The sequence below is a fragment of the Pricia mediterranea genome, from assembly GCF_032248455.1.
GTDB classification, from domain to species: Bacteria; Bacteroidota; Bacteroidia; order Flavobacteriales; family Flavobacteriaceae; genus Pricia; species Pricia mediterranea.
Genome location: NZ_JAVTTP010000001.1, coordinates 3,809,499 through 3,830,068, shown reverse-complemented (window position 1 = coordinate 3,830,068; position 20,570 = coordinate 3,809,499). Strand labels below are relative to the sequence as shown.

General features: G+C 47.2%; 17 protein-coding genes and 1 tRNA gene. 5 read left to right on the top strand and 13 right to left on the bottom strand.

Annotation, left to right across the window (positions count from 1 at the left end; translation table 11 throughout):
* Positions 1-483 precede the first annotated feature (483 nt).
* The 8 genes from RQM65_RS15865 to RQM65_RS15830 all read right to left on the bottom strand — a co-directional run bounded on the left by RQM65_RS15865 (position 484) and on the right by RQM65_RS15830 (position 8,307).
* Complete coding sequence (locus RQM65_RS15865; protein WP_314016398.1) at positions 484-1,239, bottom strand: LytR/AlgR family response regulator transcription factor; 756 nt, start codon at positions 1,237-1,239, stop codon at positions 484-486.
* A 35-nt stretch (positions 1,240-1,274) separates the two neighbouring features.
* Entirely contained in the window at positions 1,275-2,195 is a 921-nt protein-coding gene (gene menA / locus RQM65_RS15860) for a 1,4-dihydroxy-2-naphthoate octaprenyltransferase (RefSeq protein WP_314016397.1), read from the bottom strand.
* Entirely contained in the window at positions 2,196-2,795 is a 600-nt protein-coding gene (locus tag RQM65_RS15855) for an SPOR domain-containing protein (protein WP_314016396.1), read from the bottom strand. It lies immediately after the preceding gene.
* Between the two features lie 164 nt (positions 2,796-2,959).
* Positions 2,960-3,790 (bottom strand): CvfB family protein, encoded by an 831-nt coding sequence (locus tag RQM65_RS15850; RefSeq protein WP_314016395.1) that lies wholly within the window; start codon positions 3,788-3,790, stop codon positions 2,960-2,962.
* Between the two features lie 426 nt (positions 3,791-4,216).
* Positions 4,217-4,555 carry a DUF2853 family protein gene (locus RQM65_RS15845; RefSeq protein WP_314016394.1) on the bottom strand — a complete coding sequence of 113 codons (339 nt, stop codon included), beginning with the start codon at positions 4,553-4,555 and terminating at the stop codon, positions 4,217-4,219.
* Between the two features lie 180 nt (positions 4,556-4,735).
* On the bottom strand, positions 4,736-6,502 hold the full coding sequence (gene menD, locus RQM65_RS15840; RefSeq protein ID WP_314016393.1) for a 2-succinyl-5-enolpyruvyl-6-hydroxy-3-cyclohexene-1-carboxylic-acid synthase: 1,767 nt from the start codon (positions 6,500-6,502) through the stop codon (positions 4,736-4,738).
* A 274-nt stretch (positions 6,503-6,776) separates the two neighbouring features.
* Positions 6,777-7,877 (bottom strand): chorismate-binding protein, encoded by a 1,101-nt coding sequence (locus RQM65_RS15835; RefSeq protein WP_314016392.1) that lies wholly within the window; start codon positions 7,875-7,877, stop codon positions 6,777-6,779.
* Between the two features lie 7 nt (positions 7,878-7,884).
* Positions 7,885-8,307 carry a PaaI family thioesterase gene (locus RQM65_RS15830; protein ID WP_314016391.1) on the bottom strand — a complete coding sequence of 141 codons (423 nt, stop codon included), beginning with the start codon at positions 8,305-8,307 and terminating at the stop codon, positions 7,885-7,887.
* A 201-nt stretch (positions 8,308-8,508) separates the two neighbouring features.
* Between RQM65_RS15830 and RQM65_RS15825 the strand changes: the two genes are divergently transcribed.
* Positions 8,509-9,153 (top strand): alpha/beta hydrolase, encoded by a 645-nt coding sequence (locus RQM65_RS15825; RefSeq protein ID WP_314016390.1) that lies wholly within the window; start codon positions 8,509-8,511, stop codon positions 9,151-9,153.
* A complete protein-coding gene (locus RQM65_RS15820) occupies positions 9,150-9,707 on the top strand; it encodes a GNAT family N-acetyltransferase (RefSeq protein WP_314016389.1) in 558 nt (185 codons plus the stop codon). Before RQM65_RS15825 ends, RQM65_RS15820 begins: the two co-directional genes overlap by 4 nt.
* Positions 9,708-9,845: 138 nt before the next feature.
* Here RQM65_RS15820 and RQM65_RS15815 read toward each other — a convergent pair whose 3' ends face one another.
* The 5 genes from RQM65_RS15815 to RQM65_RS15795 form a co-directional block, all read right to left on the bottom strand.
* Entirely contained in the window at positions 9,846-11,090 is a 1,245-nt protein-coding gene (locus tag RQM65_RS15815; protein ID WP_314016388.1) for an NAD(P)/FAD-dependent oxidoreductase, read from the bottom strand.
* 239 nt (positions 11,091-11,329) lie between these two features.
* The gene (locus tag RQM65_RS15810; protein ID WP_314016847.1) at positions 11,330-12,337 is read right to left on the bottom strand and encodes a 4-hydroxyproline epimerase; all 1,008 of its coding nucleotides are present in this window, start codon (positions 12,335-12,337) and stop codon (positions 11,330-11,332) included.
* On the bottom strand, positions 12,330-14,087 hold the full coding sequence (locus tag RQM65_RS15805; protein ID WP_314016387.1) for a DUF885 domain-containing protein: 1,758 nt from the start codon (positions 14,085-14,087) through the stop codon (positions 12,330-12,332). The genes RQM65_RS15810 and RQM65_RS15805 overlap by 8 nt, the downstream gene beginning before the upstream one ends.
* A 4-nt stretch (positions 14,088-14,091) precedes the next feature.
* Positions 14,092-15,675: an aldehyde dehydrogenase (NADP(+)) gene (locus RQM65_RS15800; RefSeq protein ID WP_314016386.1), complete on the bottom strand. Its 1,584-nt coding sequence runs from the start codon at positions 15,673-15,675 to the stop codon at positions 14,092-14,094.
* 276 nt (positions 15,676-15,951) lie between these two features.
* Positions 15,952-16,893, bottom strand: coding sequence for a dihydrodipicolinate synthase family protein (locus RQM65_RS15795; RefSeq protein ID WP_314016385.1), 942 nt, complete (start codon positions 16,891-16,893; stop codon positions 15,952-15,954).
* A gap of 445 nt (positions 16,894-17,338) precedes the next feature.
* On the opposite strand from RQM65_RS15795, the gene RQM65_RS15790 reads away from it, so the two are divergent.
* From RQM65_RS15790 to RQM65_RS15780, 3 genes are all read left to right on the top strand, one after another.
* A complete protein-coding gene (locus tag RQM65_RS15790; protein ID WP_314016384.1) occupies positions 17,339-18,169 on the top strand; it encodes a helix-turn-helix domain-containing protein in 831 nt (276 codons plus the stop codon).
* Positions 18,170-18,470: 301 nt separating this feature from the next.
* Positions 18,471-20,033 (top strand): M28 family peptidase, encoded by a 1,563-nt coding sequence (locus RQM65_RS15785; RefSeq protein ID WP_314016383.1) that lies wholly within the window; start codon positions 18,471-18,473, stop codon positions 20,031-20,033.
* Between the two features lie 131 nt (positions 20,034-20,164).
* A tRNA-His gene (locus RQM65_RS15780) sits at positions 20,165-20,240 on the top strand.
* Positions 20,241-20,570 lie beyond the last annotated feature (330 nt).

Below are 20,570 nucleotides of genomic sequence, written 5' to 3'. Positions count from 1 at the left end.
ATTGGGCTGTATCCGATTCTTGCAAAAATCTTGCCCTGGCACGCTTTAATTTTATAGTCGATAAAAATTAAAAAGGACCCTGTCATATTTGACAAGGTCCTCTTTCGAGAACAGGTTATAAAAAATTAAAAGTCATTGCTATACTTTATAAAACACATTATCTTATATCACAGATCTAAAATAGAACAAAGGTGGAACGACCGGAATATTTTGTTGTGAACCGGCAGATACTTGTTGTAAACGCTGTTAAAATTGTTTTAACGACGAAATTGGCGCAAATTCACATCCGATTTAATTGAACGGGGGACCCGGAAGAAAGCGGCCTGGAAACCTTAAGGAGAAGTTGGTAACCATCTCCTTGAATCTTGAGTGCGCTTTTCAAACAAAAAAAATTGCAAGAAAGGAAACATTGTAAACACCGCCCCCGTGGTTGATCAAAAGAGAAGATTTGAAATCCTGGATGTTATTGGATCGAATACCTAGCTAGGAGTTCATGGCGGAGATAATAAATTCCTTGAAATCCTTGGATATAGGGATTAGCGTATCCTTAATCATGATATCCCTTGAATTAATGGCATCGATGTGATCCACATTGACAATGTAGGACTTATGGGCCCTGTAAAACTTATTTTTAGGTAGTTTTTCCAGGTAATCCTTTAACGGGGAACGCACCAGAAATTTCTTATCTATCGTGTTTACCTCTAAATACACGTTATCCGCCTTGATAAAACGGATATCGCTAAATTGAATACGGTAATAAAGGTGTTGCTTTTTTACAAAAATGGAGTCTTTCAATACTGTGTTCGACATAGCTACTCCTTCATCCGCGTCCGGACTGGAGGCACTTCCGGATTTATCGGAACGTGTAAAATTGGACAGTGCAATTTCAATGGATGTATACAGGTCTTGCTGTTCGAAAGGCTTTACCAAATAACCGTTTGGCTTTACGGATTTTGCGTTTTCAACGGTCGCCCTATCGGAATTCGAAGTCACGAAAATAAACGGTATGTCGTAATTTTTTCGGATATGTTTTCCTAGGTCGATACCGGTTTTGTCAGAGGCCAGAATGATATCAATAAGAACCAAATCGACATGTTGGTTCTTCAAAACTTCTTCCGCCTGTTCGTAAACGATAACGTTATCGACGATTTCATAGCCGATTTCCTCAAGCATCGACTGCATATCATCGGCGATAATTACATTGTCTTCAACGATAAGTATTTTGATGGGCTGTTCCAAAATTGGTGGGGTTTAGTTGATAATAATTACTAAAATTACGAAAAAATATTACAAATGATGTACATGAGCACTGCCAAAAAGAATGTGCTCAAGGCCAGTTTCTTCAATTCCGAATCAATTGATTGGGGTAAAGTTGTGCGATAAATCCGAATCAGATGAAAGAATATTGGTATAAAAGCCAAAAGGGGTAGATAGCTTAAGGGCCATTTACCAAATTGGATATTTAGAAATAAAATCGTGCAGGTAAAAGCAGAAATCAGGAGGAGATAATGGTATATTTTGGCATTTTCAAATCCCATATAAACCGCCAAGGTATTCTTTCCAGCCTTTTTGTCGGAAAAGACATCCCTCAAATTATTCAGGTTCAACACTCCGACACTTAGCAAACCGATAGCCGTGGCGGGTAATGTTGCCAGAGGTGTTAGCGCTTCGGTATATAAAAACATAGACCCAAGTACAGCTACCCATCCGAAAAACAGCAGTACGAATAGGTCACCCAACCCCCTGTACCCGTAGGCCGATCTACCGATGGTATATTTTAAGGACGCCCAGATGCCCGCCGCGCCAAGAATCAAAAAAACGGCCGAAAAGAGTAGGTTTTGAGGACCGAACGCGACGTAAATCAGGGAGACGACCAACAGGACATCGATTACAACTGAGACCAGAATTCCCTTTTTCAGCTTCTTAGGGGTAAGCAAACCGCTTTGTAAGGCTCTTTTTGGGCCTATGCGGTCTTCGTTGTCGGTACCCCGTACCCCGTCGCCGTAGTCGTTGGCGAAATTAGAGGTCACCTGTAAACCTATGGTGGTACAAATGGAAAGAATAAAAATCAGCGTATCGGCCTCCCCATAATAATTGGCGAGTCCGGTACCTACCAAAACGCCGGATATGGATAGCGGTAGGGTTCTTAACCTTGCCGCATGGAGCCAAGGTTTGATTTTGCGTGGCAGCTCCAATTATTGCGCGTCTTCTATTTGAACCCGTTTTCCATCTTTGTAGGATGCCACAAATGCGTCCTCGAATCCAAGATCGACCAATTGCTCTCGAAAGGTTTGAGCTTCCTTTAGCGTTTCAAAATTACCTAGGGAATAGGTGTAAAAGGGATTATTCTTGACGAACATGGTATTGGTCAAGGCCTCCGAGGCCAAGGTCATATTATTTTCGACAAAGGACTTCACCTGAACCGAATATATCTTTTCTTTTTGCAGGAATTCCTTGGCCAAATAAAATTCCTTGACCAAGCTAAGTTCTTCGTTTTGCTGCTTCAAATTATCTATGCGCGATTTAATGGCATCCAAACTATCGATGGAGACCAACAGATTACTCGGACTCTCATAATTATTGGAAACACTTCTACCGGCAGTGAAAGAAAATATGGTGAGCGTACCCAGGAGAAAAAGTACTGTAATGCCCCCGAGGGCATTGCGTTGAAATTTATTTCTCCTTATCTCCTTGTTCTTGAACTTTATTTGATGGAGAAGGCGTTCGTTGATGATCTGCGCCTTATCGATATCCTTGTGCAATTCTAAAAGATCGCTTTCTTCTATAAAGGGCATTCTTTGGTTTTTGGGCTGTTAAAAAATTATTCTTTGCTTTTGGTTTAAAGTTAATCAAAATACCACAAGATCGATGAAATACATACTGAAAATGTTGCGAAAATAGCTATTTGTGTAGTGTATGGAACTTAACATGAAGTTAAAGGCATGTACAATATTGGTTTTCAGACTTTTCGTATACCATTTTTTTCAATCTCGATTTTGCGTTCCCGGTAGAGGGTACCAATACCTTTCTTGAAGGTCTTTTTGCTCATTTGCAGTTCCTTTTTGATCTGTTTGGGATCTGACTTGTCGTGCAACGGCAAAAATCCGCCATGGGCTGTCAACCGCTCGAAGATTTTGTTCGCGGCCGGTTCCAAAATCTTTTCTCCCAGAGGCTGCAGCGATACATCGATTTTGTTATCGGGACGGATATTCTTGACGTACCCTTTGGAAAAGTCGCCCACCGCTACTTTTTTGAAAATTTCATTGTGGTACACCAAACCTTTGTGTACGTGGTTAATGATGACCTCCCAGCCCAGATCGGTCATTCTCGTAAAGAGTATCTGAACCTCCTCCCGTTCCCTTACTGTAAGGTCGTCGTTACTTAGAAACTTATCGAGTTTATTTGAAGCGACCAACCGGAACGAGACCTCGTCTAGATAGCAACGTACCACGTACCACTGCCCTTCCTTCATTTTTTCGCGCTGCTCGCTAAAGGGTACTAAAAGATGCTTTTCGAGTCCCCAGTCCATAAATGCCCCGAAATTATTCACTTCCGCAACCTGTAGGAATCCGAATTTATGACGAATGACGGTAGGGGTCAAGGTCGTAGCTATCGGCCTTTCCTCATAATCGAGATAACAAAACACCTTCAGCATATCGCCTATCTCGGTATCTTTGGGAATATACTTGATCGGCAATAAAATCTCTACGCCCGTGTCACTTCCCAAAAATAGCCCTACGCTTGTGTCACGTAACACCTCCAACTTATTGTAATTTCCGAGTTCTATCATGTTTGCAAAGATAAGGGATAAAAAAACCGCTTACGATTGCAAGCGGTCTTTTATTGTAATGAACTCGTTTGGACTTTTTGTTCGTAACCGGTCCCGAAAGCTTTCGGGAGGCTTTTGTGCCCTAATGAAGGCTTTTTTGAGCAGCATAGCCATAGCTGCGGGGCGATAAAAAGACAAAATTAGGCCGCAAAATATGGAATATGTAGGTAAAAGAGAATGTCTAAACGACTTCAATATGCTTATCCAATTAGCGTCATAAACCCAACGTAATTCTGTAGGACTTAGGACGAAGAACTAAAGATTATTGAAAAATCGGCCCATTCATGGGAAAAACCGATAGTTTTACCTATTGTGTCGTGCAGTCTTAGGTTATATAAAACAATTAAGTGAATAGGCGGACAAGCGTTTACAATACTATGGCCGGCCTTAATAGATGGAGGCCTTGTTAAAGTGCTTACAAAGCATATAATAGACCACAGCCCTGTGTTTGTTTCTGTTGGCGGAACCATAGGTATCCAGCACGGATTTAACCGCATCCATTAATTTGGGGTCATCGTCCATTCCCAACTTTTTTATCAGGTAGTTTCTCTTGACGGTTTCCAATTCTTGATCGTCGCCGGCGGAGACCTTCGAGGCATCGACGTTATAGATTGCCGGTCCCAGTCCCTTGGTCACCTTTGTCAGCAGGTCCATGTCGGGTTCTTCACCAAATTTCTCCTTAATGTCGGCAGCGTACTTTTCGATCAATTCGTCTTGTTTACTCATAATATTCGGTTGATTGTTAATAAACTCGTCTCGAGCCCATGTTCGATACCGAGATTTGCGGCTTTCGTATTCTAGTGAAGGCTCTTTTGAGTAGTATAGCAGTAGCTATGGTACTCAAAAGATTAAATTAGGACACAAAATATGCGAATCGTAGATGAAAAAAAAGAGCTTAAGACGAGTTCAGTATTTAATCGAAGATATAAAATCAAAATAACCGAGCAAAATTTTGTCGTTCATTGTTCTGGGCGTATGTACCTCAAGTAGTTTCGGATGTGGTGATGGCTCATAAAATCCGGACAGCATTCCCGTCAAGCCATTCTCATCGGAAGCGGACAGATATTCGAATCCGAATTGCCGGCTCAATAATTCGACATCACGCTGATGGGCCGTCTCGAAAAAACGCTCAAAGTTTTCGGTTTCCTCTTTCCCGGGCAGTATCCTAAATATGCCGCCACCGTTGTTGTTGATGAGGATAATCCGGAAATCGGGCCGAAGATAATTGTTCCATAGTCCGTTGCTGTCATAAAAGAAACTCAGGTCCCCAGTTATCAACACCGTGGGATTTTCGGCATAGATCGAGCTCCCTACCGCGGTCGAGACGCTACCGTCTATCCCGCTGGTCCCCCGGTTGCAAAATACATGTAACGAAGGATGCAGATCGAACAACTGCCCGTAGCGTACCGTTGAACTGTTTGCCAGATGCAACTGATATCCTTCAGGGATACCCGGCAAAATATGCTTAAAGACCGACATATCCGAAAACGGGATGCGCTCTAGGTAGGCTTTACGCTTTGCAACATAGGCATTTCTTATGCTGTTCGAATACGAATAATATTCGCTTTGCACAGGTTTTGTTTTCCGTAGGAATTGTAGGAAAAACAGATTAGCTGCCATCTTAAAATGATGGTTGAGCGAAAAAAACGTATCGTAGGCCTTTAAGGGGTCGATATGCCAATGATGCCGGGGTTTATACTTGCGTAAAAAAGCCTTTATCTTTTTCGAAACTACTAGTCCGCCAAAGGTCAATAAAATTTCTGGACGTAATCTTTGAAACACCGTATCGCGATTATCCCGCTTTTCGATGGGTGCCAAAACGCTGTCGATACTCGTAAAAAAACGGGGATGATGAAGATTGGATGTGGTCTCGGTGAAAACGATGACCGAGGGGTCTTCCGCCAGCTGGTCTAAAAATTGCTGTTCCACGGCATGAGGTGGATTGACCCCGACCAATACCATTTTCCGTTCAGCGGCATTCCACAAGTCGACGAAATTTCCGATATCGGAAATTTCGTCGACTTCCTCCTTTTTCGCCGGAACCACCAACGGTACAGCGGCGGGTTTTCGGGCGGTATCGTATAGCGGTTCTTCGAAAGGAACGTTGATATGTACCGGAAGTTTTATTTTGAGAGCCACGTTCAGGGCCGTATTCAACTCCCTATCGTTATGTTGTTGAATTCGGGTTTGCGACGCCTCTTCCGAATTACCTTGCAGCCATTCCGGGGCGTATAGCTCGATGCGCTCCGTGGCGTGGACGACATCTTGCTTTAAGTTGGTCGAATATCCGATATGCCGATGGAAAACGTCGTCTTGACGGATGGTCTGTCCGTCTCCGACATCTATTTTATAGACGGGTCGATCTGCAGAAATTACCACGAGGGGGAGTCCACTGTAAAAGGCTTCGGCTACTGCCGGATAGTAGTTCAGCAGCGCACTGCCCGAAGTACAGACCACAGCCACGGGTTGGCACAAGTGTTGCGCAATACCCAAGGCAAAGAAGGCGGCACTGCGCTCATCGATGACACTGAAGCAAGAGAAATAGGGGTCTTCGGTAAAATCGATGGTCAACGGGGCGTTTCGAGATCCGGGGGAGATAATGACGTTCTTGATCTGTTTGGCCTTACAGTGCTGCACGATCAACTGTGCCGAGGGAATACTGGAGTGTCTCATGGCTGCAAAAGTACAAGTTCCAATGCAGGTTTTTCCGATATTTCTGGCCAAGTTTTTCGTGTCGCTCGTTGTCGGTTGTTCGTTGTCGGTGGGCGGTTTTGGTTTGTGATTGGCGGTTTCTAATTGCCGGCTGTCCGTGGTGCGTCATGCGTTTCTCATTTCGTCGCTCCCCACCATCTGGCTGTCTTCGGTCACCCGTCAATCGTCTCCTCCCACCCGCCATGCGGCCAGCCTCCCGGCTAACGTCCAAAGAATTATGACTATCGAATAAAAATCACAAAACCTGCGTCATGGTGGTACTCTTGGCCACAATTTCTTCCCATTCCCTTTCTGCGTCGGAATCTTTGGTAATGCCTCCGCCTACGTAGATAAAGGCTGTATCGTCTTTAATTTGCATACAGCGCAAGTTGACGTACAGCGTTGTTGTTTTTGCAATGGCACGATAGGCCTGATTTTCCTGATTTTTTCGGCGGGAGCTTCGTTGTTTTACCGTCTTGAGGTTCAGTTCGCCCAGATAACCGGTGTAGTACTCCCGGTCATAGGCCTCGTTCCGGACTATAAAATCAAAGGCATTTTGTTTGGGCAGACCACAGACCGCCGGGGTGGGATGCAATGCATGTACGATGTTGCCCAGCTCGCCCTCCGCAACCCGTCCGGTAATCTTGGTGCGCAAATGCAGCAGTCCCCCTGCACGGGCGGTTTCGGTGTTCGACAGGGTGAGTCTCTCCACGGAACCTTCCAGTGCGTCGAGAATGTAGTCGGTTACCATTTGTTGTTCCTCCAGTTCCTTTTCTCCCCATTCGGGCGTAGCGTTACCGGTAAATTTTTGGGTTCCTGCGAGGGACATCGTCGTCAAGCGTCCGTTTTGGAGGCGGAGCAGGATTTCAGGGGTGGCGCCCAGCCAAAGTCCCACTTTAGGATGGTACCAGAGGTAGCAAAAAGCCGTCGGGTAATTGGTCAACAGCTTTTGGAATAAATCCAACGGCTGCGCATCCGACTCGACTTCCATCCGTCTAGAAAGAACTACTTTTTTTACGATTCCCTTCTTTATTTCCTCTACCCCTTTTTTTACGAGTTTTACATGCAATGACTTATCCCTTAGGGTGGTGGGCGGCACGCTGCCATCCGGTTTCGGGGCAAGAGGCGGAAGTTTACGTGTCGAAGCCTCCAATAGATCATCCGGAACGGTAAGAATGGTCGAATGACCGGCCGCGAAAGGGGCAAGAATAAATCCAGTGTCCCTATACGATTTGAGCCGATGCAGGGTATCATCCTTCTGCAAAATGGCCTGGACCCTATCTTCACCAGGCTTGCTGTAGGCCACAAAGGGAAGCTGCTTGCGGTAATGGATGTCGATACGTTCAAGAAAATCCAACGGCATCTTATTTTTTGGGAAGGGCGATGGTAGTCAATTTACAAACGGATATCAGCTTATCTTGGGCGTCGGTGATCCTGATATCCCACAACTGGGTGGTACGGCCTTTATGAAGTATCGTGGCTTTGGCGAAGACCTCACCATCGCGGACACTTTTAATGTGGTTGGCCGCGATCTCGATGCCCCGGATGGCAAATTTCTGGGCATCGAGAAAGATGTACGAAGCCATACTCCCCACGCTTTCGGCCAAGGCCACCATGGCACCCCCATGGAGCACCCCGTCCGGCTGATGGACCTTGGGGGACACGGGCATCTTTCCGATCAGAAAGTCAGTTCCCACATCGGTATATTCGATGTGAAGGGTTTCCATCAGGGTGTTTTTTGAAGAATCGTTGCAGACCTTGAGTATTTTTTCTTTGTAGTCGTCCATAAACTCTATTTTTGAATTTTGCACACATCCACTTTAACGAATGTACAATTTAACGCGGTAGCGACGCATCCGTCCAAAATTAACCATACTAAAACGAAATTCACCTTGAACCTCTTTGGAGTTTTGTTTGTCCCACGCAAAAGTCGTGTGATTCGGCAACCCACAGCGGGTCAAGGTGAATTCGGAATAAAACGCAAAACTATGACTCCTCCGGAAAATACAGTAACCTATTCTAGCACCAATTCCTATTCCACCTTGAACACCCTATCGGAAAACACCGAGCACGTGTGGGTCGTGATGCACGGCCTCGGATATCTGAGCCGTTACTTTATCAACTATTTTGGGGAACTCCCCTCCGATAAAAATTATATCATCGCCCCACAAGCGCCTTCGAAATATTACCTCAGTTCGGCCTACACTCACGTCGGCGCGAGTTGGTTGACCAAGGAAAAGACCCAGCAGGAAATGGAAAACGCTCTCTCCTATTTGGATGCTGTAATGGCCGCCGAAAAAATACCGAACACGTGCAACCTCATCGTTTTGGGCTTTTCACAGGGGGTCTCCATTGCCACCCGTTGGGTGGCAAGAAGGCAGATCAATTGCGCCCAATTGGTGCTGTATGCAGGGGGGGTCCCGAATGAACTTGAAGCTTCGGACTTCGAATTTTTGCTAAAAAATGGCACCAAAGTGACTGCGATCGTCGGCGATAACGACAAATACGTAAACGAAGAGCGCCGAAAAGCGGAATCCGAAAAAATCGAAAGACTCTTTGGCGGGAAAGCGGAGCAGATTATCTTTGAAGGGGGACACGAAGTGAAACGGGAACTGATACACGGCTTGCTATGAGCGATGGTCCGATCATTTTGGAGGACATGGCCGTCAGACTCTCCCCCTTGACTTTGGAGAATTACCGGCACCTTATTCCCGTTGCTTCCCAGGAAAAGCTCGTCCAGTATTCTCCTTCGGATATTGAGACGCCCGAGGCCTTGCAGGGTTACGTACAAATGGCTCTGGAAGCACAGCGTCAAGAAACTGCCATTCCATTTATCATTTACGACAAGAAACGGGAAACTTATGCCGGTTCGACCCGGTATATGCACATTGACCGGAAGAACAAGGTGCTGCATATCGGCTCCACTTGGATCGGGAGGGAGTTTCAGGGAAGCACTCTCAATACACATATGAAACATTTGATGCTCGACCATGCATTTAGCGCAATGGGATTTGAAAAGGTGGAGTTCCGTATCGACGAGCGAAACCTCCGCTCCCGAAAAGCCGTTGAAAAATTGGGAGCGAAATTGGAGGGCATTTTGCGAAAGAACGTCTATATGCTCGACGGTTTCAAAAGAAATACCTGTTGTTATGGAATCCTGCGGGAGGAATGGGAAATCAGGTCTTAACGCTAAGAATAAACGCTATTTGATGGAAACTTAGGACTACAGGGCTGATGGAGTATAAAAATAAGGTGAAGATGGAAAGCTGGCAACAAAACCATAGGGTATCGAAGACCGGCTTAGCAGCTAACGCAAGACAAAACGTCAAAACCTCCTCCCTGGCGCAAAGGCCGAAATGTCCATTGAAGTTTTCTCTCTATGGATAATTTCAGAGACCAATTTTCCCGTAGCGGGGCCAAGGCTCCATCCCATCATGGCGTGACCGGTGGCGAATGTCAGGTTTTCGATGTTCTTGCTTTTTCCGATATAAGGGAGCCCATCGGGGGAAACGGGGCGCATTCCGGTTCGGGCATCGGCGATTTCTTCCGAAGTAATTTCGAGATCGGGGTAGTAATTTTTAGCACCGTGGGCTATTGCCAGCACCCTTTCTTTACGGATGGTAGCGTTGATGCCCGAGAACTCCATCGTACCGGCAAAACGGGTAAAGCCCCGCATCGGAGTTACGGCCATATTGGCTTCCATCAAAATGGCGGGCATGCTAATTCCCGTAGGTCGCGAAACGTTGATCCGATAGCCCTTTCCGGGCTGTAGAGGCAGCGAAATATCAAGTTTTTTGGATAGGATGCCACTCCAAGACCCCGCGGCAAGTACGATTTCATCGGCCGTATAGCTGCCTTTTGAGGTTTCAACTTGGGCAATTTGGCCGTTGCATACAGCGAGGTCAAGCACCTCTTCGTTCGTTTTGATGTCGACACCGGCCCTTCTCAGATACGCCACAAGTTTTGGCATCAGTTCCGTCGGGGTGGTATGGCCGTCGCAGATATAATGGATGGCGCCCTTGGCATCGATCTCAGTATCGGGTTCGATTTTTTTTAGTTCGGATGCATCCAGATCGGCGACCTCCAGTCCCAGTGAACTGAGCCGGTCCGCCACCTTTTTTTCCTTTTCGTAGGCGGCCTCGGTTTTGTAGAGCATCAAAAGACCTTTGCGCTCCAATTGGAAATCCCCCAAATCGCCGGATGCCTTGATATCCTCAAAGAGATCACGGCTTAAGAGATTAATATCCCTGATTACGGGAATGGCTTTTTCAACCTTCGCCCGATTGGAGGATCGGTGGAAGTACCACGACCATTTGAAGAAGTCGATATCCCATCGGGGCCTGATGTAAAAGGGACTAGAAGAATCGAACATCCATTTGATACCCTGCGCGATTTTGCCGGGCGATGCCATCGGAATGATGTGGCTGGGGGTCAGAAAGCCCGCATTGACGAAAGATGCCCCGGAGGAAATGTCGGATTTATCGATGACCGTGACCTGATGCCCTTCCTTTTGTAAAAAATAAGCGGAGCTTAGCCCTACTATCCCACCGCCGATGATAATGATTTTCAATGTATCAATGTTCTAATTTGTAAATGTAACAATGTTTTTAATGTAGCGATTTTGCAATGTGAGAATATAACTATGGGTTTTAATGTTGATCGACTTGGCAATTTGAAGATGGGCCGGTTTAAAGAATAAAATGTCAACCTGTCTTAATCGTCCATCCACATTATTCGATTGGCGCATTAACCTATTGTCTCATTACTACATTAGTTTTGTTTCATTAGTACATTTTCTCGTAAATCAGTTCAAATCACCTGAAACCCGTGCGCATACGGATCGTCGTCGTCAATGGTAATGGTGTTATGACCATAAATCTTGGCCCATCCCCGAATACTGGGTACAATGGCGGGTATCCCGACCAAATCGCACTCCTCCTCTACTCTTCCGGTAAACTGTGAACCTATATAGCTTTCATGGATAAACTCGTCTCCCATTTTCAGTTTTCCCTTGGCATGCCATTGCGCCATCCGTGCGGAGGTACCGGTACCACATGGTGATCGATCGATTGCCTTATCCCCGTAAAAAACCGCATTCCGTGCCGTGGCCAAGGGAGAGATCGGTTGCCCGGTCCACATGAGGTGGGTCACGTCCCTAATGGTAGCGTCTTCGGGATGGATAAACCTATTCCGATATTTCCGGTTGATCTTCTCACGGATTTCCTGACTAAAATGGATCAGTTTTCCAGCGGAAAAATTGTTGATGCCCGAAAAGTTTTTTTGCACATCGAAAATGGCGTAATAATTACCGCCGTAGGCCACGTCGAAGACCAGCTCGCCCAAATCGGAGCTCTGCACGCTAAGTTCCGTGGCCGCCAAATACGATTTTACGTTGGTCAGGGTTACACGGTCCACCTGCTCTCCCTTCATTTCGTAGTCGATCAGCACTAGGCCCGCAGGAGCTTCCATTCGGATCCTTCCGGAGGATTTTGGATGCAGCAATCCTTCTTCGATGCCAATAGTGATCGAACCTATCGTACCGTGACCGCACATAGGCAGGCAGCCGCTGGTCTCGATAAAAAGGATGCCAAAATCGTTATCAGGGTCGGTAGGCGGGTAAAATATACTACCGCTCATCATATCGTGTCCCCTTGGCTCGCACATCAAGCCGGTTCTGATCCAATCGTATTCCCTTAAGAAATGCTGCCTTTTTTCGCTCATATCCGCGCCCTGCAGCTTCGGACCGCCCCGAGCGACGACCCGCACGGGATTGCCCGCGGTATGGGCGTCGATACAGACAAAGGTGTGTTTAGGCATCGCGTTCCGATTCAATGTACGCATTGACCCGACGTTCTAAAATAGGCAAGGTTACCGTACCCTGTTCCAGGATGATCTCATGGAACTGCCGGATATCGAACTTGGGGCCGAGAGCATCTTGGGCCTTTTTTCGAAGTTCCCGAATCTTTAGCTCCCCCATTTTATACGTTATCGCCTGCCCTGGCCAAGAGATATAACGATCGGTCTCGGTATTTACCTCATGTTCGGAAAGTGCCGTATTCGACAACATATAGTCCACCACCTGCTCCCGCGTCCAGCCTTTGGCGTGGATGCCGGTATCGACCACCAACCGGCAAGCGCGCCACATTTCGTAGGTGAGTTTACCGAATTGCTCGTAGGGGGTAGTGTAAATCCCCATTTCATCGGCCAAGAATTCGGTGTACAGCGCCCAACCCTCGCCATAGGCGGACAGGTACATGTTTTTACGGAATTTGGGAATGCTATCGCCCAGTTCCCGGTTCAGCGATCCCTGCAGATGATGACCCGGCACGGCTTCATGGGCGGTAAGCGCGGGCAGAGTATAAAGGGTCCGGCTGTCCAGTTTATAGGTGTTGACCAGATACCATCCGGGCTCTGTCTCGCTACTTGGACCAGAATAACGACCTGCGGTATATTTGGGGGCGATGGCATCGGCGACCTTCTTGACACCGTACGGTCTTCGGGGCAACGTCTTGAAATATTTGGGCAGTTCGGCGTCGATACGCTTGGCGATATCCCGTGCCTCTTGCAACAATGCTTTACCCGTTTTAGGGTAAAATCGCTTATCTGTACGAAGAAATTTGAGGAATTCCGCGAAATCCCCTTCAAAACCTACCTCCTCGATAATCGCCTCCATTTCGGCTTTTATGCGGGCCACTTCCCGTAAGCCAATGTTGTGAATGTCATCGGCAGTATACTCCGTCGTGGTGGTGTAAAAATTGATTCGGTTCTGATAATATTCCTTTCCCTCGGGGGTTTCTGAGACGCCCAAGGTCTCCCGGGTATTGGGGACGTATTCCTCTTCAAAAAAGGATTTTATTTTTTTAAAGGATGGAACCACGCTTTCCTCAACGGCCGTACGGGCAGCGGTGAGCACCGAATCTTTTTGCTTTCCGGTCATCGTATTTGGAAGGTTTTCGAAGGGGACGTAGAACTCACTTTGCTTAAAGTCGGATACAATGTGCTGGTCGTAAGTGGATTCGTATCCCTTGAAAATTACCTTGGGCTGGGACATGCCATTTTGCAATCCCTCCCGGATAAGGACGAGTTGCTGCTCGGTATAACGGGGGATCGCGTTCAGCACGTCCAAATAGTTCCGGGCATCCTCATACGAGAGAATCGGCTGAATTCGATAATTTAGGTTCAGGTGAAAGCCCGAATCGGCCAAAATCGGGTTCAAGTACATCTGAAATTTATACCGATGTATTCTATCCTGAAGCACAAATCGCAACAGTTCCAAAGAAATTGCCTCGGTTTCGGAGAGCTTTGCCATGGAAATAGAATCAAGCCGCTGTAACTGTTTTTGTGCAAATTCGGACTTCCTGCGTTCCAAATCCGCCTCGTATCTTCCCAAGGGATACTCTTTTTCGTCATAGGGTTTAAATTCCTGTACTGTTTTGATGATCGAGTCAAGATGTCTGGATGCGTCATTGCTTTGCTCGGTGTTCCCCCATTCCTGCGCGGATAGGGATCCTACTGCGAAAACCGTGGCGCACAGTACAATTACTATTGGGTGGAACTGTTTTACCATGTCTTTAGATTTTCGCATCGGTATGTTGTCCATCAACGATCCTGGAAATGCCTAAGGGATTCGCGTCCTTGAGTGCGTCGGGCAACGAAGCTGCGGGCCAGTTCTGAAAGGCCACGGGACGCACCCAACGTCTGGCCGCGGAAGTGCCCACCGAGGTGAACCGGCTGTCGGTGGAAGCGGGAAAAGGTCCACCATGCTGCATCGCGGGACAGACTTCGACCCCCGTCGGGACCCCATTAAAAATGATACGGCCGACCTTGGACCGAAGCGCATCGACAACAGTATCGTGTTTCACAACTTCGTCGGCACTGCCGAGAATGGTACCGGTCAATTGCCCCTCCAATTTGTTCAGGACTTTCTCCAACTCCCCCGCATCTTTACATCGGACCACGATAGAAAATGGTCCGAACACTTCTTGGTGCAATTTCGTATTTTGCAGAAAATCGGAACCCTTGACCGCAAGCACTTTTTGTTGGGCCACATTGGGAGCCACTTCAGACTCATAATCGGCCACCACATGGGTGCCCTGCTCCCCCGAAAGTTCCTGCTTTCCCTTTTCATAATTACGGTGGATGTCGGGATGCAACATACAGGTCGGTTCCAATTGTTCGATTTCCTTTCCCAAAGTATCTACAAAACGGTCTAAAGAGTGACTTTCCATCCCCAATATCAATCCTGGATTGGTACAAAACTGTCCCCCTCCCAGCATGATGGACCCCGCGTATTGCTTAGCCCAATCGTCGCCCTTGTCCATCAGGGCGGATGGCAATGCGACCACGGGATTGATACTGCCCATCTCGGCAAAAACGGGAATGGGTTCGTCCCGTTCGTTGGCCAGTTGATAAAGTGCGGTGCCGCCCTTGATGCTACCGGTAAACCCTACCCCCTTTACTTTAGGATGCATGACCAATCTTTGACCGACCTCGATACCGCTGCTGTTCAAGTTTGAAAACACCCCATCGGGCATTCCCGTGCGCTCCGCGGCCTTGATAATGGCAGAGGAAATCAGTTCGCCAGTACCCGAATGTAGTGGATGGCTTTTTACGATAACGGGACAGCCGGCTGCAAGGGCACTGGCAGTATCGCCGCCTGCGGTAGAAAAAGCAAAGGGAAAATTACTGGCGCCAAACACCGCTATGGGACCGATCGGCACTAGCATTTTACGGAGATCTACCTTCGGCATCGGCTCCCGTTCCGGTTGTGCCGTATCGATGGTCGCCTCCACCCAAGACCCTTCCCGGAGTAAATCGGCAAAGGCCCTTAACTGGCCCATAGTCCGTCCGCGTTCGCCTTTGGCGCGACCCTCTGGCAATCCCGATTCCCTGATATACGTGTCGATAAGCGGGTCGCCCAGAGCCTCGATCTCTTCGGCGATAGCGACCAAAAATTCCGCTTTTTTCTCGCCGGAAAAGCTCTTGTAGCGTTGAAAGGCCTCTTGCGCCTTATCGGCCGCGGCATCGATTTCTTCCTTGGTCGCCTCGTGGAACGTCCAATCCGTCTTTAGGTTCAGTTTGGGGTCAAAAGTGCTGTAGGTGTCACTGCCTTTGGCGGACAATTCTTTTCCGATATAGTTTTTGCCGGTGATCATATGCTGTTTTTGTTTTTGGGTTCCTCGCTAAGATAAAGGAAGCGGGGTAAAAATGCTGTTAAGAATGGTTTAAGATTTGAGAAGGAAATCTATGGCTTGAATCATGAAATCAACTAGGTTTCTCCGTTCGAGCCTCTCGATGTGGACGGAGAGAGGCGCAGTCGAGGTTTGTCAGGTCGAGCGCAGTCGAGACCTGAACAAGCGGGCGGGCCGAAGTTCTCGACTGCGCTCGAACAGACATTAACTTATTCTCATAGCCTTTCAAGGGCTCATTCCCTAAGCAGAGGCCGTGCCTCTAATCGGGTCCAAATTCTTGTAATCCGGTAATGTGGGACGGGTCTTGAGGGAATCATCGATTACCTTTAACACCCTTTCCCGCTCATCCCCCTGTAAATCCATCCGAGGTTTTCTAACATTTTCCGTACCGATTCCAGTAGCCACTTCCGCCAGTTTGATATTCTGTACCAATTGCGGAACGATATCCAGCTCCAACAAGGGCAGAAACCAGCGGTAGATGGCCGTGGCCTCCTTCACGTATCCGGCCTTGGCCAGTTCATAGATTGCCACGGTTTCTGCGGGAAAAGCGCAGACCAGTCCCGCTACCCATCCGTCGGCTCCCAATAGCAGGCTTTCGAGCGCGAGGGGATCTACCCCGGTCAGCACCTTGAGCCGGTGACCGAAACGATTTTGCAACCTTCCGATGTTAATCACGTCCCGTGTCGATTCCTTAACCGCCTGAACATTGTCCAATTTCAAAAGCTCTTCGAACATATCCCCGGTCACCTCGATCTTATAGTCCACCGGATTATTGTAGATCATGACGGGCAAATCAACACTCTTCGCAATTTCCTTAAAAAATTCTACGGTTTCATGGTCGGTGGACCGGTACCGCATCGGGGGCAAGACCATCAAGCCGTCCGCCCCGCTTTCCTGGGCTTTTTGCGCCTCAGAGACAGCAACGGTGGTGGCCTGTTCGGCGACCGTCATGATTACGGGAATTTTTTTATCGACAAGCCGAGCCGTCTCCTTTATGAGTTCGACTTTTTCGTCCGAGGTCAAGGTGCTGGCCTCCCCAAGAGATCCCCCTAAAACGATTCCGTGCACCCCCGCATCGAGCTGCGCGTTGATATTCTTCGCGAACATCTTCATATCTAACGTATCGTCATCCGTAAATTTTGTGGTAATAGCGGGCATTACCCCTTTCCATTCGAATTTCATGTCTTATTGTTTTATAGTAGTTAGCATTAGGTATTTATGGGTTGTGGCCATGAGGCTATGGGGTACGGATTAAGGATAACGGCAGTGGTCATGGATTACGGTATTGGGATTGAAGGATTTAGCGTTACGGATTTAAGGTTAGAAGTTATGATTAGGGAGTTATGCGTTATGAGTTGCGTGTTATCGGAATCGCTCGGTGTTGCTCGTTATGGGTTAACGGTTACGGATTATGGGATAGACAAGGGGTACAACGGGTTTCGGATTCGGAGGTCGATTATGATCTCCTGAATCCTCGAAATTCTGGTCCTAGCACATTTAGAGTTCGGATGCTGGTTCAAAAATAACCAGAAATCCACATTATTTTTAATCGGATGTTATCAATAGTCGAGACTATATTATCCAATTTTAGGACGATTTCAATTATATGGGATGTATATTTGCTCAAATGAAAGTTCTTCCTTTTAAGATTCCCAAGTCCCCGCGGGAGACCCTGATCGTACAGGAAGACCGGGTGCCCCAATTCTACGACCAACTGCACCAACATGAAGAAGTGCAATTGAGCCTGATCGTTCGGGGTAAGGGCAAATTGATTGTCGGCGATAGCATACACCCGTTTGTACCCGGGGATTTTTTTGCCATCGCCCCTAACTGTCCACATTTTTTTAACCACGAGCCGGCGCCCGGCGGGGTGCATATGATTTCATTGTTCTTTACGGAAAGAACTTTTGGGAAAGGTTTTTTTGAACTTAAGGATCTCGAAGAGGTACTGCCCTTTTTTAATATGGTCAAAGAAGGGTTCCGCCCGACGGAAAACGAGGAGGTGGAAAAATTAATGCTTCGGATCTTGGAATCCGATCGATTGGAACGCTTGACACATTTTTTGCTATTGCTAAAAAAACTCTGTACCTGCGAGAAAAAAGCCTTGACCCAATTTTCATACCCCAAGGAAATCGGCATTCGTGAAGGGGAGCGAATGAAGCTGATCTTAGAATACACGATCAACAATTTTCAAAAGGATATTAGCCTGAAAGAGACCGCCGGCCTGGTGCATATGACCCCGAACGCCTTCTGCCGTTTTTTTAAACAGCGTACCAACAAAACCTATTTCCAATTTTTGATCGAGCTGCGCATCGAACACGCCTGCCAGTTGTTATTGAAAAATGGAAATCGTTCCGTACTGGAAATTTCGGAGCAATCCGGTTTTTCATCCATATCGAATTTCAACCGCCAGTTCAAAAAGTTAAAGGGAAGCACCCCTTCCAAATTTAACGGCTGATTTGAAAAATTCTCATATAACTGGTTTTTAAACGCCTAGAACAAGCCCTGAACCCACCTAAGGGTAGCGAACCAGCGGGGCCCGATCCAAAGCCCCGCAACACGTGGAGGTTCTTTCGACCATCGTATTTTAATGCCTCCACGGCCTTTACAGTTCAGGTGCCATGAAGTACATGCAATCGGTTTTCGAGGGGCCGGACGTGCACCAATGCCAACCTTGTTAATTATACGAATAATCCCACGGGGATTTATCTCCTTGTTTTTCCTATTTTTGCCGTTTACGCAATACAAATTGTACTGACATGAAAAACATCGCATTCTTGGTGCTGGGACTGGCCATGGCCTGCAATTCTACACAAACGGCTTCGGAGTCCACTGGAACCACCAGCTTGGATCAGACGCCCGATCCTACACCCTATGCCGAAACGATAACCGAATCGGAACTAAAGGATCATCTATACATCTACGCCTCCGATGAATTCGAGGGTAGGGAAACCGGGGAACCAGGCCAAAAAAAGGCGGTGGAGTACCTCAAGGCCGAATACGAGCAAATGGACATCCCCGCAGCAAAGGGAAACGGAAACTACTTTCAGAAGGTACCTTTAGAACTCGCGCAATTGCCCACTGGTTCTGTGACCGTCAATGGAGAGGAGTTTTACCTGGGTGCCCACTTGCTTACTTTTGCGAAGGCCCAAGGCACCTATAACAATGTCGTATATGCAGGCTATGGAATTGAAGAGGACGATTATTCGGATTACAAGGGACTGGATGTCAAGGGGAAAGCCATCTTGATCAAAGGGGGTGAGCCTAAAAACGAGGATGGATCATACATCATATCCGGCTCCGATGAAAAATCGATTTGGAGCAATATGTCAGAATCCATCGCAAAACGTATGGAACTGGCATCCGATAAGGGCGCATCGGCAGTTTTTTACTACGATGAGCAGAACTTTGGCCGCTTTAAAAATCGTTTCGATTATATGAAGAACAATGGAAGCGGTAGAATGCAATTGGCGGACGACAACGATACAGAATTTGCCAATTTCTTTGTCGATGCCACCCTGGCCAAGGCCATGCTGCCCGAAATTGAGGCAAACGATACCCCCGAAACGCTACCGGTAAAGCTAAGTCTCGACATTCAAAGCGAAAATGAAGAAGTGGATTCTGAAAACGTCGTTGCCATTATCAAAGGCACGGAAAAACCGGATGAATATCTGGTGATTTCCTCCCATCTAGATCATATCGGCATCACTGCCGACGGGCAGATCAATAACGGGGCAGACGACGACGGTTCGGGCACGGTCGCCATGTTGGAAATCGCTGAAGCCTTTAAAAAAGCCGCCGATGCCGGGCAGGGGCCCAATAGGGCCATTGTCTTTCTTCATGTAACCGGGGAAGAAAAAGGGCTTTTGGGTTCGCGCTACTATACGGATATCGATCCGATATTTCCGTTGGAAAATACGGTCGCAAACCTCAACATAGATATGATCGGTCGCATCGACCCTAAATACGAAGGCGACCGCAATTACCTTTATTTGATAGGATCGGACAAATTGAGCACCGACCTGCACGATCTATCCGAAGCGGTGAACGACAAGTATACCCATATCGAATTGGATTATACGTACAACGACGAAAACGATCCGAACCGATTTTACTACCGGAGCGATCACTATAATTTCGCCAAGAACGACATCCCCATCATATTTTATTTTAACGGAACGCACGCCGATTACCATAAACCCAGTGATACGGTCGAAAAAATTAATTACGACCTGCTGGAAAATCGGACCAGGCTTATTTTTTACACCGCTTGGGAAATAGCCAACCGTACCCAAACGTTGGTTGTCGATAAAGCATTTTAAAAAATAACCTTGGTTTTAGTTTGAAAGATCTCGCAAAAAAAATTAACTTTGCGATCCGTTATGAAGCAGTGTCGTTGCTACTGTAGGAGGAAACAGCTTTAGTACGGGGATACGTAGTATATTTGTAAAATGGTGGTTGTAGCTCAGCTGGTTAGAGCGCTTGATTGTGGTTCAAGAGGTCGCCGGTTCGAAACCGGTCTTCCACCCTTGGATTAAGCCTTGTCATCACCGACAGGGCTTTTTTTTTGCCCCAATTTTGATCCATGAATAGGTGGACAAGCCTTTACCGAGCGTTTGCCCGAAAGATGTATTCCCGCCCGCCTGAAAAATGCACCCTGCGGACGGCAACTGGAAATCTGTTTCACTGGTTTACCATGAGATTCATCCTACCGGGCAAAAGCAGCACTTTCCCGATCGATCGAGGTAAGACTGCTTTGTCCCGATGCTTCATCCTAACGGGGCGTGGCCCATCCCAAGTAAGTAATATTATTCTTTGACCCGTCAGTTGCTTTCCTTAAAAACATCCTACCAAATACA

Excerpts from the sequence above, each read along its gene's own strand:
- RQM65_RS15855 (WP_314016396.1), bottom strand. The coding sequence starts at position 2,795 with ATGCCCTTTATAGAAGAAAGCGATCTTTTAGAATTGCACAAGGATATC.
- RQM65_RS15850 (WP_314016395.1), bottom strand. The coding sequence starts at position 3,790 with ATGATAGAACTCGGAAATTACAATAAGTTGGAGGTGTTACGTGACACA.
- RQM65_RS15845 (WP_314016394.1), bottom strand. The coding sequence starts at position 4,555 with ATGAGTAAACAAGACGAATTGATCGAAAAGTACGCTGCCGACATTAAG.
- menD (WP_314016393.1), bottom strand. The coding sequence starts at position 6,502 with ATGAGACACTCCAGTATTCCCTCGGCACAGTTGATCGTGCAGCACTGT.
- RQM65_RS15830 (WP_314016391.1), bottom strand. The coding sequence starts at position 8,307 with ATGGACGACTACAAAGAAAAAATACTCAAGGTCTGCAACGATTCTTCA.
- RQM65_RS15825 (WP_314016390.1), top strand. The coding sequence starts at position 8,509 with ATGACTCCTCCGGAAAATACAGTAACCTATTCTAGCACCAATTCCTAT.
- RQM65_RS15820 (WP_314016389.1), top strand. The coding sequence starts at position 9,150 with ATGAGCGATGGTCCGATCATTTTGGAGGACATGGCCGTCAGACTCTCC.
- RQM65_RS15810 (WP_314016847.1), bottom strand. The coding sequence starts at position 12,337 with ATGCCTAAACACACCTTTGTCTGTATCGACGCCCATACCGCGGGCAAT.
- RQM65_RS15805 (WP_314016387.1), bottom strand. The coding sequence starts at position 14,087 with ATGGTAAAACAGTTCCACCCAATAGTAATTGTACTGTGCGCCACGGTT.
- RQM65_RS15800 (WP_314016386.1), bottom strand. The coding sequence starts at position 15,675 with ATGATCACCGGCAAAAACTATATCGGAAAAGAATTGTCCGCCAAAGGC.
- RQM65_RS15795 (WP_314016385.1), bottom strand. The coding sequence starts at position 16,893 with ATGAAATTCGAATGGAAAGGGGTAATGCCCGCTATTACCACAAAATTT.
- RQM65_RS15790 (WP_314016384.1), top strand. The coding sequence starts at position 17,339 with ATGAAAGTTCTTCCTTTTAAGATTCCCAAGTCCCCGCGGGAGACCCTG.
- RQM65_RS15785 (WP_314016383.1), top strand. The coding sequence starts at position 18,471 with ATGAAAAACATCGCATTCTTGGTGCTGGGACTGGCCATGGCCTGCAAT.